This is a genomic window from Dietzia aurantiaca (assembly GCF_021033825.1).
Classification (GTDB): domain Bacteria; phylum Actinomycetota; class Actinomycetes; order Mycobacteriales; family Mycobacteriaceae; genus Dietzia; species Dietzia aurantiaca.
In genome coordinates this window covers 131,042-146,458 of record NZ_JAIFXZ010000006.1, presented here as the reverse complement: position 1 = coordinate 146,458, position 15,417 = coordinate 131,042, and the positions used below count along the sequence as shown (strand labels likewise).

Below are 15,417 nucleotides of genomic sequence, written 5' to 3'. Positions count from 1 at the left end.
GGCTGTGACCACCGCTCCCCTCTCCGCCATCGAGACCGCCGAGGCCGTGCGCACGGGCTCGCGCGGCGCCCTGGACGTCCTCGACGCCGCGTTCGACCGGATCGACGATCTCGACCCGGCCCTGCACGCCTTCACCACCCTGCTGCGCGCGGACGGCCGATCGGCCGGCGCCGCCGTCGACGCCAGGACCGGGGAAGAGCGCGCGGGCCTGCCCCTGGCCGGGGTCCCGCTGGCCATCAAGAGCACCGTCACGCTCGACAACCCGGTCGTCGCGCCGCTCGTGGCCGCCGGCGCCGTCCCCGTGGGGATCACCGCGGCCCCACAACTGTGCACGTGGGGGATGACCGACTCGGACGCGCACGGCATCACCCGCAACCCGCTGGACGTGTCCCTGACCCCCGGCGGCTCCTCGGGCGGATCGGCCGCCGCGGTCGCCTCCGGGATGGTGCCGCTCGCGGTGGGTGACGACGGCATGGGTTCCCTGCGGATCCCCGCCGCGGCCTGCGGGCTCGCCACGATCAAGCCCGGGCGCGGCGTCGTGCCCACCCGGCTCGGGCGGGACAACTGGGGGTACCTCGCCGAGTCGGGCCCCCTGGCCAGGACCGTCGCGGATGTCGCGCTCGCGCTGTCGCTGATGGCCTCCCGGCCCGAGCTGGCAGACGTCGGCGCGGTACCCGACGGGACCCGGATCGGCGTGTCCACCGACAGCCCGATCCGCCTCGGCCGCGAACTGGTCCGCGTCCACGAGCCGTGGAAACGCGCGGCCCGGGAGGCCGCCGACCGCTTGCGTGGGGACGGCCTCGTCGTCGTCGACACCCCCCTCCCCGCCCCGCGCGACCCGTTCCTCTACCTCGCGCGGTGGACCTCCGCGGTGGCCCGCGCCGCCGAGGAGGAGAACCTGCCGCTGTCCGCGATGGAGCGCCGCACCCGCCACCACGCGCTGCTCGGCCGCACGGTGTTCCGGCGGGGCGGGGCCGGGGACGGTGGCACCCGCTGGAACCGCGCGGCCGAGGTACTTCGCGCCGACATCATCGCCGAGATGGAGACGGCCGGCGTCGACGTGTGGCTCACCCCGGCGCTCGCGAACGTCCCGCCCGAGGCCACCGACTGGCATCGCCGGTCGTGGGGGCGCTCGATGTGGGCGTCGATGCAGTTCTCGCCGTTCACGCCGCTGGCCAACGTGCTCGGCTGGCCCGCCGCGACCGTGCCGTGCGGTGTCACCCACACCCCGCTCGGGCGGCGCCTGCCCACGTCCGTGCAGTTGATGGGCCGCCCCGGGTCGGAGGCGACGCTGTTGGCGTTGGCCGCCGTGATCGAGCGGAGCGACGACGACAGAGCCGACACCCGCTAGCACCACACGGGGCCGCGGGCATCGACCGGCGCGGCTCAGTCCTCCGGCAGCTCGGCGAAGCGCGCCTTGACGTCGTTGTACCAACCCAGAGACTGGCGGGGCCGCAGCCAGCGCCCCTTCATCTCCTTGCGCGCGGGCACGTGGGCCTCGTCGCCGGCCTTGACGCGTTCCTTGAGGTGGGCGTCCTGGGCGTTGATCACGTCGTCGGCGGTCTCGCCGTGGTGGGCGAGGTCGCAGGGTCCGCCCAGGTCCGTGCAGGTCATGGTCTTCACGATGAATCATCCCTCTCGGGTCGTGGCCGCGGACCGTCCGCGTGCCCTATTCCTCTGACGACTCCGGCGCACCGGATGTGACCGGGCCGGTGCGTCGACGTCGACGCACTCCCTGCAGGACGCGCTCCTCGGCCCGGAAATCGATCCGGCTCACGACCCCGTCCGCGACCAGGAAGTCGAACGCCACCCGGGCGGCGCCGCGGTCGAACCACGCCGCACCGGGGCGATCGTCGACGTGCACCGGCAGCGCCGCCGCGGCGGCGCCGTTGAAGAACTCCGCGACGGCGTCCCGACCCTCGATGCGCTCCGGGGAACCGATCCCCACCGCGACGGGGTCGCCGACTACCACGACGTCCGGCGCGAGCAGGCTCACCAGCCGGGCGAACTCGCCGTGGCGCGCGGCGGCGAGGAAGGCGTCGACCACCGCGGCGTCCGCCGAACACTCCGACCCGCCCGTCGTGTCGGCGCCCGGGCCCCGCCCCCCGCCGACCCGGGCGCGCGCCCGGGAGGCCAGCTTGCGGGCGGTCGCCGGGGTGCAGTCGAGGATCTCGGCGATCGCGGCGAATTCGACCCCGAACGAATCGTGGAGCACGAACGCCACCCGCTCCGTCGGGGACAGGCGATCCACCACCACATGCAACGCGGCACCCACGGAGTCGACGAGCACCACGTCGTCGACCGGGTCGACCGGCGAGACGGCGGCGCGGCCATCGCCGGTGTCGTCCGCGACCGGCACCGGGACCCGGGCCTTGAGCCGGTCGAGGCAGAGCCTCGTGACGACGGTGGTCAGCCACGCGCCCGGCGAATCGATGGCTGAGGTGTCTGCACGGTCGAGCCGGAGCCACGCCTGCTGGACGATGTCTTCGGCCTCGGCGGGATCGGCGAGGATCCGGGCCGCGAGCCGGACCAGCCGCGGCCGGTCGGCGGTGAAGAACTCCAGTACCCGATCCCGGTCCACCCCGGTGATCCTAGAAGACCGGCCGGCTGGTGGGACGCCGATCAGCGCATCACGTTCTACGCGTACTGCTGCACGATCCGCCGCTTGACCAGCTTGCCCGTGGGCGTGCGCGGCAGTTCGTCGACGAAGTCCAGGCCGCGGGGCAGCTTGAAATCGGAGATCGTGCCGCGCAGCGCGCCGAGGATCTCCTCGGCCAGCGCCGGGCCGGGCTCCTGCCCCTCGGCCGCCACCACCACCGCGTGGACCCGCTCACCCATCTCCTCGTCGGGCAGGCCGATCACCGCGACGTCGTCCACCGCCGGGTGCAGGACGAGCGCGTTCTCGATCTCCTGCGGGTAGATGTTCACGCCGCCCGAGATGATGGTGAACGCCTTGCGGTCGGTCAGGTAGAGGAAGCGGTCCTCATCGAGGTAGCCCACGTCGCCGAACGTAGCCCAGGTGGGGTGGTCCGGGTGCCGGACGGACGCCGTCTTCTCCTCGTCGCCGTGGTAGGAGAAGGACTTCTCGTCGTTCTGCCAGTAGATGGTACCGATCTCGCCGGTCGGGAGCTCGTTGCCGTCGTCGTCGCAGACATGGGCGATCCCCTTGAGCCCGTCCTTACCCACCGACCCCGGCCGCTCGAGCGCCTCCTGGGAGTTGATGAACGTGATGCCCATCCCCTCGGTGGCCGAGTAGTACTCGTGGATCACCGGGCCCCACCACTCGATCATGCGTCGCTTGACCTCGGGCGGGCACGGCGCGGCGGCGTGAATGGCGTGCGTCAGGCTCGACAGGTCGTGGCGGGTGCGCACCTCCTCGGGCAGCTTGAGCATCCGCACGAACATCGTGGGCACCCACTGCGAATGCGTGACCCGGTACTCCTCGATGAGCCGCAGCGCGTCCTCGGCGTCGAAGCGGTCCATGAGGATCACGGTGCCGCCGACCGAGTTGACGACGCCGCAGAACCGCAGCGGTGCGGCGTGGTAGAGCGGCGCCGGGCACAGGTAGACACTGTCCGCGTCGAAGGCGTAGAGGAAGCTGAAGATCGGCGTGTAGTAGTCCGGCACCTCGTCGATCTGCCCCTCCGGCGGGTCGACGCGCACGCCCTTGGGTCGGCCGGTTGTGCCGGAGGAGTAGAGGAAGTCGTGACCGCGGGGCTGGTCTGCGGGCGCCTCGGTGGGCTGGCTCTCGAGCAGCGTGCGGTAGTCCTCGAAGCCGTCCAGTGCGCCCCCGAACACCACCCGGTGCGCAACGTTCGGATTCGCATCCGCGGACAGGTCCACGTGGTCGGCCACCGGGGCGGAGACGAACAGCGCCCGTGCCCCGCAGTCGCCGATGATGTAGGACGACTCATCCGGCGTGAGGTGGTGGTTGATGGCCGCGATGTAGAGCCCGGACCGCAACGCGCCCCAGTAGATCTCGACCATCTCGAGGGTGTTGTCCGAGACCACCGCGATCGTGTCCCCGGGACGCAGGCCCCAGTCGTCGACCAGCAGGTGGGCGAGCTGGGCCGATCGGGCCTCGAGCTGCGCGTAGGTGATCTGCTCGCCCGTCGCGGGGCGGATCACGGCGGGCTTGTCGGGAGTGGTGGCGGCGAAGGATCCGGGGAACATGTCGCCAGCATATATTCGACATGTGATCCGGATCACCGTTTTCGGACCACGGTCCAACTAGATGCGGAACGCTGTCCTCGGCCGCGGCGAGATACTCAGTGGAGCCACGAGCGCAGCGTCAGTCCCAGGCCTGGGCGGCAGGTGCCCGGTTGCAAGACATGGACTTCAATCTGCAAGACACCAGGTGCGATTCGAGGCCGGTTTCCGCACTTGATGTCTTGCAACTGGCCGCGGATGTCTTGCAACCGGCGGGCATACAGTCGCGGCGGGCCGGGCGGCGCGGGGCCCGGGCGGGCGCGCGCGGCGGCGCGGGGCCTGGGCGGGCGTGGCGACGCGGGGGCGGCCGGCCCGCGCCTCAGGAGTACATGCGCGGGTGCAGCCGGCCGATGTACGGCAGGTCACGGTACCGCTCGGCGAAGTCGAGGCCGTAGCCCACGACGAACTCGTTGGGGATATCGAAGCCGATCTCCAGGATGTCCAGGTCGGCCTTCACCGCGTCGGGCTTGCGCAGCAGGGTGACTATCTCGATCGAGCGCGGGTTCCGGGTCCGGAGGTTGCGCATCAGCCACGACAGGGTCAGGCCGGAGTCGATGATGTCCTCGACGATGATCACGTCGCGGTCGGCGATGTCTCGGTCGAGGTCCTTGAGGATCCGCACTACGCCGGAGGAGCTGGTCGACGAACCGTACGAGCTGACGGCCATGAACTCCATCTCGGACGGGATCGTCAGCGCGCGGGCGAAGTCCGAGACGAAGATCGCGGCGCCCTTGAGCACGGCGATCAGCACGACCTCCTTCTCGACGTCCGCGTACTTCTCCCCGACCGCGGCGGCCATCTCGGCGATCCGCGCCTGGATGGCATCCTCGCTCAGCAGGACGGATTCGATCTCGTCCGCGTACTTGTCCGTCGTCATCTAGCTCCCCGCTCCGCTCGCCCGGTCGATCTCCAGGACCACCTTTCCATGCCGACGCCGGGCGACCAACCTGGTCACCCGGCTCCCGTCGGAGCCGCTGCCACGGTCGGCCGAACCGCCGTCGATGTCCACACCGTCACGCCCGCGCGCGGCGGCCCCGCCGACGGCCACGCCGCCCTGCCCGCGCCAGTCGGTCACCAGCGCCGCCACGCCCGTCACGTGCGCGTACGTCGGCGACCCCACTCCCCCGGCGATCAGCCAGCGCCGGATCACCCGGGTCAGCACCGCGGCCGGCAACCGCTCGAGCCGGCGCACGTCCAGTCCGCCGTCCGGGTCGACGGGTACGGCGGCGGCGAGGCGGTCGAGCTCGTCGTCGTCGACCCGCAGCAGCTCGGCGGTGCGCGCCAGTCCCTCCGCGGCGCCGCCGGACAGCACGTCCTCGAGCAGCGGGAGGACCTCGTGGCGCAGGCGGACGCGCGTGTACGAGGGGTCGGTGTTGTGCGGGTCATCCCACAAGGTCAGGTCGAGGTTGCGGCAGGCGGCGCGGGTGTCGGCGGCGCGCACGCCGAGCAGCGGGCGGGCCCACGGCGCATCCCAGGCGGCCATGCCGCGCAGCGAGCGCGCGCCGGAGCCGCGCCCGAGACCGAGCAGAACGGTCTCCGCCTGGTCGTCGAGTGTGTGCGCGAGCAGGACGGCGCGGCCGCCGCGCGCGGCGTCGAGCGCGGAGTAGCGGGCGGTGCGGGCGGCGGCCTCGGGGCCGGAGCCGTCCGGGTCGACGACGACGACGAGCACCTCCACCCCGGCCCCGATCACCCGCGCGGTGTCGGCCGCATCGCGGGCGACCTGCGCCGATCCCGGCTGCAGACCGTGGTCGACGATCAGGGCCGTGACCTCGTCGAACTCGGCGACGGCGGCGGCGAGTAGGGCCAGCGAGTCGGCGCCGCCGGACAGGCCCACACACACCGCGTCGCCGACCTCGAGGTGGTCGCGGCGGAACGCCCGGACGGCCGCGCGCACGGTCCAGGCGGCGCCGGTCCAGGCAGCACCGGCCCGCGCGGCGTCGGTCCTTGAAGCGCCGGCCCGCGCGGCGTCGGCCCGGCGTCCGTCAGCGGCAGCCACAGTTCCGTAGCTCCGCAGCGATTCGATCCAGCATCGGGCGCGCGTCGGCGGGGTCGGTGCCCGAGGACAGCAGCGCGAAGCTCATCGAGCGGCCGTCGACGTCGGTGACGGTGCCGGCCAGGGCGCTGGTGCCGCTGAGAGTGCCCGTCTTGGCGCGGACCCAGCCGGCGCCCGCGCCCGAGGGGCCGGAGAAGCGGTCGGCCAGGGTGCCCGAGCCCGCGGCCACCGGCAAGGTGTCGAGCAGGTCGCGCATCTCGCGGGTCGCGTCCGGACTCGAGGCGGTACGCAGCACGTCGGTCAGCACAGCCGCCGGGATGCGGTTCCCCGAGCTCATGCCGGAGCAGTCGTCCAGCTTCACTCCCGTCATGTCCAGGCCCCGCTCGGCCAGGGTGTCGATCACGGCGGAGGTCCCGGCGGCGAAGTCGGCCGGCTTGTCCGGATTGCGGGCCAGCGCCACCTCGCGGCAGACCGCCTCGGCCAGCACGTTGTCCGAGTGGACGAGCATCGAGCGCACCCGCTCGACCAGCTCGGCCGACGAGACCCGCCCGATCTCGCCGGTCGTCTCGACCGGCTCCGCGGACACCCGCACCGTCTCCGGATCCACGCCGAGCTGTCGGGCGAGGATCCGGCCCGCCGCGAGCGCCGGCTGCGCGTAGCGGGGCGAGTAGTCGTCGGCCGGGTCCATGCGACCGCCGTCGAGCATCCACGGCTCGATCGGGGCCAGGTTGCCGGCCGCGATCTCGCCCGGCGACCAGCCCGGCCCCAGCGCCCGCCCGGTGTACGGCCCGGGCGCCACGATGATGCGGGCGGGAGCCAGGTCCGAGGCCCGCACGATGTCCGCGGCCTGGGTGACCGTGGCCGAACCCGGGAACAACGGGCCCGACTCGGCGCCCCGGGACATCGTCGGGTCGCCGCCGGGGATCACCACGAGCGTGCCCGGCTCGGTCCCGCTCGCCAGCACGGTGTCCACGCGCGCGTCGGCGGGCAGCTGCGTGAGGGCGGCCAGGGCGGTGAGCAGCTTGGTCGTGGAGGCCGGAACCCTGGGCGCGTCCGGGTCGCGCTCCCACAGCACCTGCCCGCTCACGTCGTCGACGACACTGCCCGTGAGGTCGCCCACGGCCGGGGAGTCCGCCAACGGGGCCAGCACCCGGGCGAGCACGGCCGGATCGGGCATCGGGGCCGAGTCGCCCGCCGGGAGCAGGCCCGGGGACGGTCCGGCGGCAGAGGCCGGCGGCTCGTGGGCCGCGGCGTCGCCGTCGTCGACCTCCGTCAACAGTGCCGCGACCACCACGGCGGCCACGAGAACCACCAGGACCAGCACGGATACACCGATCCGCCACGCGGTCGAGCGCCCGCGCCACACACCCCGCTCGGTCACGGACCACCCCCAGAACGTCTTGATTGACTCAGCGACGCCGTCGACCGCGGCGTCGTCTGCAACCACCTACGCTAGCGGCCCTCGTGACGCCGACCACCCCCGGCGCCGGGCCGCCTACTAGAATCACCCCGGATTCCCCGGGCGCCGGTCCCGGAAGGTAACGAACGCCGATTCAGCGAGGTACGACAGTGACCGTCGAAGTGACCATCGAGATCCCCAAGGGCTCGCGCAACAAGTACGAGATCCACCACGAGACCGGGAAGATCTACCTCGATCGCTTCCTGTTCACCTCGATGGGATACCCGGCCGACTACGGCTACATCGACGAGACCCTCGCCGACGACGGTGACCCGTGCGACGCCCTGGTGCTGCTCGACGAGTCCGTCTTCCCCGGCGTCATCGTCAACTCCCGCGTGGTGGCCGTCTACACCATGTCGGACGAGGCCGGCGGCGACGACAAGCTGCTCTGCGTCCCCGCGCTGGACCCACGCTGGGAGCACATCCAGGACGTCGACGACGTGCCGGATTTCGAGCTCAAGGCCATCGAGCACTTCTTCCTCCACTACAAGGACCTCGAACCCGGTAAGCACGTCACGCCCGGCGAGTGGAAGGACAAGGCCTGGGGCGAGAAGCTCGTCGTGGAGGGCGTCGAGAACTTCAAGAAGCACCCCGAGGAGAAGGCCGAGCCCTTCCGCGGCTGATCCAGGCGCCTCTCGTCAGGCCCGGCACCCACGTGGTGCCGGGCCTGACCCGTATCCGGCGGGTCGTGGGCGCGACGGTGTGCCCTCGATCACGGTGATGAGAATCACGCAAATTTCAGCGGCCTGCAACTTTGCATGGCCGTGCATGATCCGTACGGTGGGCCGGGTGACCCCCGACTGTCTCAAGCCCCGCGGGCTGCGTGAAGCGAAGAAGGCACAGACTCGTTCCGCGCTGTCCGCCGCCGCCCTCGACCTCGTCAGCACCAGGGGCTATGAGGCCACCACCGTCGAGGCGATCGCGCAGGCCGCAGGCGTCTCGGTGCGGACGTTCCACAACTACTTCCCCGGCAAGGCCGCGGCGCTGGCGAACCTGGCGGCGAACCTGGTCGAGGAGTACCACGCCGAGCTCCGGGCCCAGCCCGACGAGGTGAGCTGCGCGGACGCCCTCCGTGATGCGTGGCGCGCGATGCTGGACAGGTATCGCTCTGATGTGGCCGTCCTCAGCGTGCTCATCGACGCCGTCGAATCCAACCCGGACCTGCGCAGACACCTGCAGGACAACCATCCCGAGGTGCTGGTCACCGGCGTCGAGGAGGTGGCCCGGCGGCTCGGTCTGGACCCCGCCGTCTCGGCTGTCCCGCACGTCGTAGCCGAGATCACCTTCACGCTGGCCGTCACGGTGATCCGGATGCACGCCTCCCCCGACTTCGCCGGACGCACCCAGGACGACCTGCTCGACGAGGTGTTCTCGGCGCTGCCCCTACTCGTCGCAGTCCCCACCGACCCACACCACACCGACTAGGAGAAACCAGAGCACATGGCTTCCTTCCTCTACCGCATCGGGCGGGCCTCGTACCGGCGCTGGTACATCGTCCTGGCCTCCTGGATCGGCCTCCTCGCCGTGGTCGGCGGGCTCGCGGCGGCGTTCTCCGCCCCCGCATCCAGCTCGTTCACCATCCCCGGAATCCCGTCCGAGCGGGCGCAGACGCTGCTCACCGAGCGCTTCGCCAGCGACTCCGGCGAGGACCCGCAGACGGCACCGACCTTCACCATGGTCATCGCGACGCCGGACTCGAGCCCGCTGACCACCCCGGAGAACCAGGAGAAGGTCGCGGAGGTCCTCGACTCCATCCGTGACATCCCCGGGCTCGCCGCGCCCGAGGCCGTCGGCACGCTGGGCCTGCCCGCCGAGGCACTCGCGGCCGGCGCGCCCGGCGACCAGCCGTGGCTCACCGCCGTGCAGGCGCAGTCCGCGGGCCTGATCGAGCAGACCACCGCCGCCGGCGGCGACCCGGCGCAGGCCGAGACGGACGCCGCCACGGTCTCACCCCTGTCCGCGGACGAGTCCGTCTACAAGGTCCAGGCCGGCTTCGACACGGAGATCACCCCCAGCGCCGTCGACATGACCGACGAGCAGCGCCAGTCGCTGACCGACGTCACCGACGCCGGTGAGGCGCTCGGCCTCGAGGTCGCCTACAACGGCCCCGCCGCCCAGGACATGGGCGCCATCGGGTTCACCTCCGAGATCATCGGCATCGTCGTGGCCCTCATCGTCCTGGCCATCACCTTCGGCTCGATCGTCGCCGCCGGCCTGCCCATCGTCACCGCGATCGTCGGCGTCGGAATCGCCGTGCTCTCGGTCCACGCCCTGTCGGGCACGGTCGAGGTCAACGACATGACGCCGATCCTGGCCACCATGCTCGGCCTGGCAGTGGCGATCGATTACTCCCTGTTCATCGCCAGCCGGTACAAGCACGAGATCCGACTCACCGACGACCGGGCACACGCCGCCGGCCGCGCGGTCGGCACCGCGGGCTCCGCGGTCGTGTTCGCCGGGCTCACCGTGTTCATCGCGCTCGTCGCCCTCACGGTGGTGGGCATCCCCTTCCTGTCCGTGATGGCCCTGGCCGCGGCCGGCGCCGTCGTGGTCTCCGTCCTCATCGCCCTGACCCTCCTGCCCGCGCTGTTCGGCGCGCTCAAGGGCAAGGTCTTCGCCGGACGCCTGCCGAAGATCACCGCGCCGGACCCGGAGGACGAGGGCGTCAACACCACCGGCGAGCGCTTCGCCAAGGCCATGCGCGACAAGCCGTGGATCGGCCTGGCCGGTGGTGTCGTGATCCTCGCACTGCTCGCCATCCCGGTCGGCTCCATGCGTCTGGCGCTGCCGTCGGACACCACCATGGAGCAGGGCACCCCCGCCCGCGACGCCTCGGACCTCCTCGAGCGCGGCTTCGGCCCCGGCGCCAACGCACCGCTGCTCGCGATCGTCGACGCCACCGACATCCCCGCCGAGGAGCGGATGCCCGCCTTCCAGACGGCCGCCGCCGACTTCCGCGACATGGAGGGCGTGGTCAACGCCCAGGTCGTCATGACCAACGGCGATCCCGCCGACCCGCTGAGCGCCGACACCGCGCAGCTGCTGGTGACCCCCTCGACCGGCCCCACCGACGAGGCCACCGAGAACCTCCTCCACGCGATGCGCGACCACGCCGACGCCTACACGGCCGAGACGGGCGCGAACTACGGCATCACCGGCATCACCGCCATCCAGGCGGACGTGTCCGAGCGGCTGTTCGACGCGCTCATCCCGTACCTCGCGATCGTCGTGACCCTGGCGTTCCTGCTGCTCATGGTGGTGTTCCGCTCGATCGTCGTGCCATTGACCGCCGCGCTGGGCTTCCTGCTGTCCGTCCTGGCCACGCTCGGCGCGACCGTCGCGATCTTCCAGTGGGGCTGGCTCGGGCTGGTCGAGGGCACCCCGATCATCAGCTTCCTGCCGATCATCCTCATCGGCCTGGTCTTCGGCCTGGCCATGGACTACCAGGTGTTCCTGGTCTCCCGGATGCGCGAGTCGTACACCCACGGCGAATCCGCCAGCGACGCCGTGGTGCACGGTTACAAGTACGGCGCCCGCGTGGTCAGTGCCGCCGCGGTGATCATGATCAGCGTGTTCGGCGGGTTCATCCTCATGGACATGGCCTTCATCAAGACCATGGGCTTCGCGCTCGCCGCGGCCGTGTTCTTCGATGCCTTCGTGGTGCGCATGGTGATCATGCCGTCGCTGATGTACCTCATCGGCGACAAGGCGTGGTGGCTGCCCGGTTGGCTGGAGAAGATCCTGCCGAAGGTGGACATCGAGGGCGAGAACCTCGCCGTCGAGGCGCCGGGGGCCACCCCCGCCGCCGCGGACGAGCGGGAGACGGTCAGCGTCGGCTGACCGCGCCGGCCGGGGTGGGCCCCGCCCGCCGCGGCCCGGCCCGTCTCGCACAGGCCCCCTCCACGAACGGGAAGAGCATTCCGCACATCCCGCCCGAGAGCAGATGCGCGAAACCCTCTTCTCGTTTGTGCAGGTGGGTGCGCGGCGTGCGGGTGCGCAGCGTGCGGGCGCGCGGGTGCGCGGCGTGCGGGCGCGCTCAGCGGCCGGTGTAGGTGGCGTCGCGCTTCTCGAGCGCGGCGCTGACGGCCTCCATCATGTCCGCGGAGGCCAGGAAGCCCGCGTTCCAGGTGGCGACGTAGCGGTTGGACTCGCGGATCGGGCCCTCGGTCGCGCGGTTCAACACCTCGCGCGTGCCGCGCACGACGAGCGGCGGATTGTCCGCGATCTCGGCGGCGGTCGCGTGCGCGGAGTCGAGCACGCCCGCGGCGTCGTCGGCGACGTTGGTGATGAGTCCGTAGCGCAGTGCGGTCTCGGCGTCGATGTCGCGGCCGGTCAGCGCAAGCTCACGGGTCAGGCCCGCACCGATGATGTAGGGCAGGCGGCCGAGTGAGCCCATGTCGGCGACGATCCCGACCTTGACCTCGCGAACCGAGTACGACGAGTCCGCCGAGCCGTGCCGCACATCGCACGCCGAGATGAGGTCCATCGCGCCGCCGATGCAGCGACCCTGGACCGCCGCGATGGTCGGCGTCCGGGCCGCGGCCACCGAGTCGATGGCCTGACGCATCGTCTCCACGAAGTCGAGGATCCGCTCGTTGCGCGAGGCGTCCGGGGCCTTGTCCCGGGGCAGGAACTCCATGAACTGCGGCATCATCGCCATGAGGTCGAGGCCGTAGGAGAAGTTACGGCCGTCGCCCGCGATGACGGCGGCACGGATCTCGGGGTCCGCGTCGAGCTCGGCCATCACGCGGGGCATCTCGGCCCAGAAGTCCGGGCCCATGCCATTGTTGCGTCCCGGGCCGATCAGGGTGACCTGGGCGACGTGCGGGTGCCGGGTCCCCTTCTCGATGCGGACCGAGGCGTACTCGCCGGGGGTGGTGGTGTCGGAATCGCTCATGGCCTAGAGACTGCCATGCCCCTGCCGCCCCGGCCCCCGGCAGTACCGGATCAGGCTCCGGAATTCGGCATGACGAACCAGAGGATCACGTAGATGAGCACCTGCGGGCCGGGAAGCAGCAGCGATGCCACGAACAGGACGCGGACCAGTGCCGGATCGAGCCCGAAGTAGTTCGCCAGGCCACCGGCCACACCGCCGATCCAACGGTCCTCGGACCGGGCCAGACGCTTCGGCTGGGAAGTGGGAAAGCTGGTCATGACTGGAACTCCTTGTGGACGGCGGTGTCGTCGTCCTCGTGGGGGTGGTGGGCCGGGGATCTCTCCCCCGGTGACTCCCACTGTCCTCCCGTCGCGCCCGCACCACATCGGGGACGAACCCGGATTTCCGACCCTGATCCCGGTTCGGGGTCGCCCGGTTCCCGGCCCGGAGTTCGTCAGGTGTGGAACTCGCCGCAGTCGACGGTGAGGGTCTGGCCGGTGACCGCCGAGGCCCGGTCGGAGAGCAGGAACAGGACCGGGTCCACGATCTCGCGCTCGGTCGGCAGGCGGCGCAGGTCCATCTTGGCGGCCGTGTGCTGGTAGACGTCCTCGACCGAACCCCCGTACTTGCCGGCCAGGTGCTCGAAATAGGCCTTGAGGGTGTCGCCGTAGATGTAGCCCGGTGCGACCGTGTTGACGCGGATGCCGCGCGGGCCGAGTTCCGTGGCCATCGAGTGACCCAGGGCGACCAGCGCGGTCTTGGCGATCTTGTAGCCCGCGTAGCGCTCGCGGGAGTGGTGGATGACGGCCGAGGCCATCATCACCACGGAGCCGTCCCCGGTCTCGAGAAGCGGTGTGAACTCCTGCGTGGCGCGTAGAGCCCCCATCACGGACAGGTCGATGCCGCGGGTGATCTGGTCGTGCTCGGTCTCCGCCAGCGACTTCATGCTAGGCACCGCGAAGGCGCTGTTGACCAGGCCGTGGACCGCGTCGGTGTGTTGCTCGACCGTCTCGCGCAGGGCGCGCACCGAGTCCGGGTCGGTGGCGTCGACCGCGGCCGCGATAGCCCGGCCACCCACCTGCGTGATCTCGTCGGCCAGCTGGTCCAGACGCTCCTGCGTCCGCGCCGCCACCACGACCGTCGCGCCCTCGCGCGCGGCCTCAAGTGCCAGCGTCCGGCCGAAGCCGGGACCTGCGCCGATGATCACGATGACCTTGTCCGCCAATAGCCCTGTCATGCAGGCCATCAAACCAGCCGGGCGGCCGCCGGGGGGACGGTTCGGCGCAGGCCCGTCGACGGATCGGGCGGGGTCAGCCGGCGTCCGGGGCGGGGGACTCGGCCGACGCCCGCTCGTACTCCGCCTCGAATCTCTCACGCACCGTCGGGCCGCCGGTCGAGGGCACCGGGATCCCGAGGTGGAGTTCGCGGAGCTCGTCCTGGAACTCCCGCCACAACTGCGGACCGCCCTCGTGGAGGATCCGCGCACGGACCTGCAGCGCGGCTGAACCGGGTCGGTGACGCAGGCCCCACCAGCCCAGCTCGGCCAGGACGGGCACGAGCTGGATCGCGGGCTCGGTGAGGCTGTAGGTGGCGCGCCGACCGGCTCCGACGTCCTCACGGGTGAGCAAACCCGCCGCCACGAGGTCGCGGAGCCTGCTGGCGAGGATGTTGGAGGCGATCCCCTCCAGGGACTCCCGCTGCAGGGTCCGGAAGTGGCGGCGGTCGCCGAACATGATGTCGCGGAGCACGACGAGGCTCCAACGATCGCCGAGGATCTCGACCGCGGCGTTGATGGGGCAGCCCGAGCGCGGCGTGACCGTCACCGATCCCTCCCGATTCGTAGGAAAAACTGCTTGCAGTCTACTAGCGGCTGTGTTTTCCTGAATGTGCTTGCAACTAGCAATCACCGATCGGGAGTCGCCATGATCGTCGGCATACTCGCCCAATCCACCGTCTCCGACCTCCGGGTCGCCGAGCGGTGGTACTCGGACCTCTTCGGCCGGGCACCCGACGCCCGCCCGATGGACGGATTGATCGAATGGCACCCCGGCGAGGGATTCGGTCTCCAGGTGTGGTCCGAACCCGACCGCGCCGGAGGGTCCACCGTGGTGATCGAGGAAACCGATCTCGACGCCGCCGCTGCACGAGCGACCGAACACGGTATCCGGCACGACGGCCCGGGCCCCGGTGGCGGACGACGCATCCTGCAACTGGCAGACCCTGACGGCAACCGTGTCGTACTGGTGGGCGACTGAGATCCCGGCCGCCCACCGAACATCCGGGAAGCAGAGGACAGGACCATGACCGCAGAGCCGAACCGAGACGACCCGAACGACCCCACCGCCGACCGCTTCGTGGTGGACCACCACGTCGCGGCCCCGCCGGCGGAGGTATTCGCACTCCTGGCCGACCCCACCCGGCACCACCAGACCGAGCCCGGGGACTGGGTCCGCGACGCGATCGACGCGGAGCCCCTCACCCACGTGGGCCAGGTGTTCGGCATGAACATGGGCTTCCCGCAGAACGGTGAGCCCTACACGATGCACAACCGCGTGATCGCCTTCGAGCAGGACCGCGCCCTCGCCTGGGAGCCCGGCCAGTACGACCAGGAAGGCGTCCTCGGCACCGGCGGATGGACATGGCGCTACGACCTCGAACCCACCGCCGAGGGCACCCGCGTCCAGCTGACCTACGACTGGAGCGCCGTGCCCCGACAGCTCTCCGAACAGTTCGGACTGCCCCCGTTCCGCCCGGATTTCCTCGAGCAGTCGCTGCGGTCCCTCGAAGAGGCGGTGGTGGCGCCGACGGCCGGGCGCTGACGTCCACGGGGCCCCCGGGGCAGCACGCCCGTCGGCCATCAACGTGCTGTTCATCCGGCCG

Annotated in this window: 16 protein-coding genes; 6 read left to right on the top strand and 10 right to left on the bottom strand. The window is 71.4% G+C overall.

The genetic code is table 11. From position 1 onward, the window contains the following. The first annotated feature begins 4 nt into the window (after positions 1-4). The gene (locus K3888_RS08925) at positions 5-1,351 is read left to right on the top strand and encodes an amidase (RefSeq protein WP_230929905.1); all 1,347 of its coding nucleotides are present in this window, start codon (positions 5-7) and stop codon (positions 1,349-1,351) included. 35 nt (positions 1,352-1,386) lie between these two features. Here the strand turns inward: K3888_RS08925 and K3888_RS08920 are convergent, their stop codons facing one another. From K3888_RS08920 to dacB, 6 genes are all read right to left on the bottom strand, one after another. After that, positions 1,387-1,614: a hypothetical protein gene (locus tag K3888_RS08920; protein WP_230929904.1), complete on the bottom strand. Its 228-nt coding sequence runs from the start codon at positions 1,612-1,614 to the stop codon at positions 1,387-1,389. Between the two features lie 55 nt (positions 1,615-1,669). Beyond that, positions 1,670-2,581, bottom strand: a complete 912-nt coding sequence (locus K3888_RS08915) for a sigma-70 family RNA polymerase sigma factor (protein WP_230929903.1) — start codon at positions 2,579-2,581, stop codon at positions 1,670-1,672. Between the two features lie 56 nt (positions 2,582-2,637). Beyond that, positions 2,638-4,173 carry an acyl-CoA synthetase gene (locus K3888_RS08910; RefSeq protein WP_230929902.1) on the bottom strand — a complete coding sequence of 512 codons (1,536 nt, stop codon included), beginning with the start codon at positions 4,171-4,173 and terminating at the stop codon, positions 2,638-2,640. Positions 4,174-4,528: 355 nt separating this feature from the next. Continuing rightward, positions 4,529-5,086, bottom strand: a complete 558-nt coding sequence (hpt, locus tag K3888_RS08905) for a hypoxanthine phosphoribosyltransferase (protein WP_230929901.1) — start codon at positions 5,084-5,086, stop codon at positions 4,529-4,531. After that, entirely contained in the window at positions 5,087-6,103 is a 1,017-nt protein-coding gene (tilS, locus tag K3888_RS08900) for a tRNA lysidine(34) synthetase TilS (protein WP_230929948.1), read from the bottom strand. It lies immediately after the preceding gene. 88 nt (positions 6,104-6,191) lie between these two features. Beyond that, positions 6,192-7,649, bottom strand: a complete 1,458-nt coding sequence (gene dacB / locus K3888_RS08895) for a D-alanyl-D-alanine carboxypeptidase/D-alanyl-D-alanine endopeptidase (protein WP_230929900.1) — start codon at positions 7,647-7,649, stop codon at positions 6,192-6,194. Between the two features lie 122 nt (positions 7,650-7,771). Between dacB and K3888_RS08890 the strand changes: the two genes are divergently transcribed. From K3888_RS08890 to K3888_RS08880, 3 genes are all read left to right on the top strand, one after another. After that, entirely contained in the window at positions 7,772-8,284 is a 513-nt protein-coding gene (locus K3888_RS08890) for an inorganic diphosphatase (RefSeq protein ID WP_230929899.1), read from the top strand. Between the two features lie 166 nt (positions 8,285-8,450). Further along, on the top strand, positions 8,451-9,086 hold the full coding sequence (locus K3888_RS08885) for a TetR/AcrR family transcriptional regulator (RefSeq protein WP_230929898.1): 636 nt from the start codon (positions 8,451-8,453) through the stop codon (positions 9,084-9,086). Positions 9,087-9,101: 15 nt separating this feature from the next. Then, a complete protein-coding gene (locus K3888_RS08880) occupies positions 9,102-11,501 on the top strand; it encodes an MMPL family transporter (RefSeq protein ID WP_230929897.1) in 2,400 nt (799 codons plus the stop codon). A 196-nt stretch (positions 11,502-11,697) separates the two neighbouring features. On the opposite strand, the gene K3888_RS08875 is transcribed toward K3888_RS08880, so the two are convergent. The 4 genes from K3888_RS08875 to K3888_RS08860 all read right to left on the bottom strand — a co-directional run bounded on the left by K3888_RS08875 (position 11,698) and on the right by K3888_RS08860 (position 14,360). Next, the gene (locus K3888_RS08875; protein WP_230929896.1) at positions 11,698-12,558 is read right to left on the bottom strand and encodes a crotonase/enoyl-CoA hydratase family protein; all 861 of its coding nucleotides are present in this window, start codon (positions 12,556-12,558) and stop codon (positions 11,698-11,700) included. 50 nt (positions 12,559-12,608) lie between these two features. Next, positions 12,609-12,815: a PspC domain-containing protein gene (locus K3888_RS08870; protein ID WP_230929895.1), complete on the bottom strand. Its 207-nt coding sequence runs from the start codon at positions 12,813-12,815 to the stop codon at positions 12,609-12,611. Positions 12,816-12,991: 176 nt separating this feature from the next. After that, on the bottom strand, positions 12,992-13,774 hold the full coding sequence (locus tag K3888_RS08865; RefSeq protein ID WP_230929894.1) for an SDR family oxidoreductase: 783 nt from the start codon (positions 13,772-13,774) through the stop codon (positions 12,992-12,994). A 73-nt stretch (positions 13,775-13,847) separates the two neighbouring features. Next, positions 13,848-14,360 carry a winged helix-turn-helix transcriptional regulator gene (locus K3888_RS08860; RefSeq protein WP_230929893.1) on the bottom strand — a complete coding sequence of 171 codons (513 nt, stop codon included), beginning with the start codon at positions 14,358-14,360 and terminating at the stop codon, positions 13,848-13,850. 99 nt (positions 14,361-14,459) lie between these two features. On the opposite strand from K3888_RS08860, the gene K3888_RS08855 reads away from it, so the two are divergent. Both K3888_RS08855 and K3888_RS08850 read left to right on the top strand, forming a co-directional pair. Then, entirely contained in the window at positions 14,460-14,792 is a 333-nt protein-coding gene (locus tag K3888_RS08855; protein WP_230929892.1) for a VOC family protein, read from the top strand. A 45-nt stretch (positions 14,793-14,837) separates the two neighbouring features. Further along, complete coding sequence (locus tag K3888_RS08850) at positions 14,838-15,356, top strand: SRPBCC family protein (RefSeq protein WP_230929891.1); 519 nt, start codon at positions 14,838-14,840, stop codon at positions 15,354-15,356. Positions 15,357-15,417: the final 61 nt, after the last annotated feature.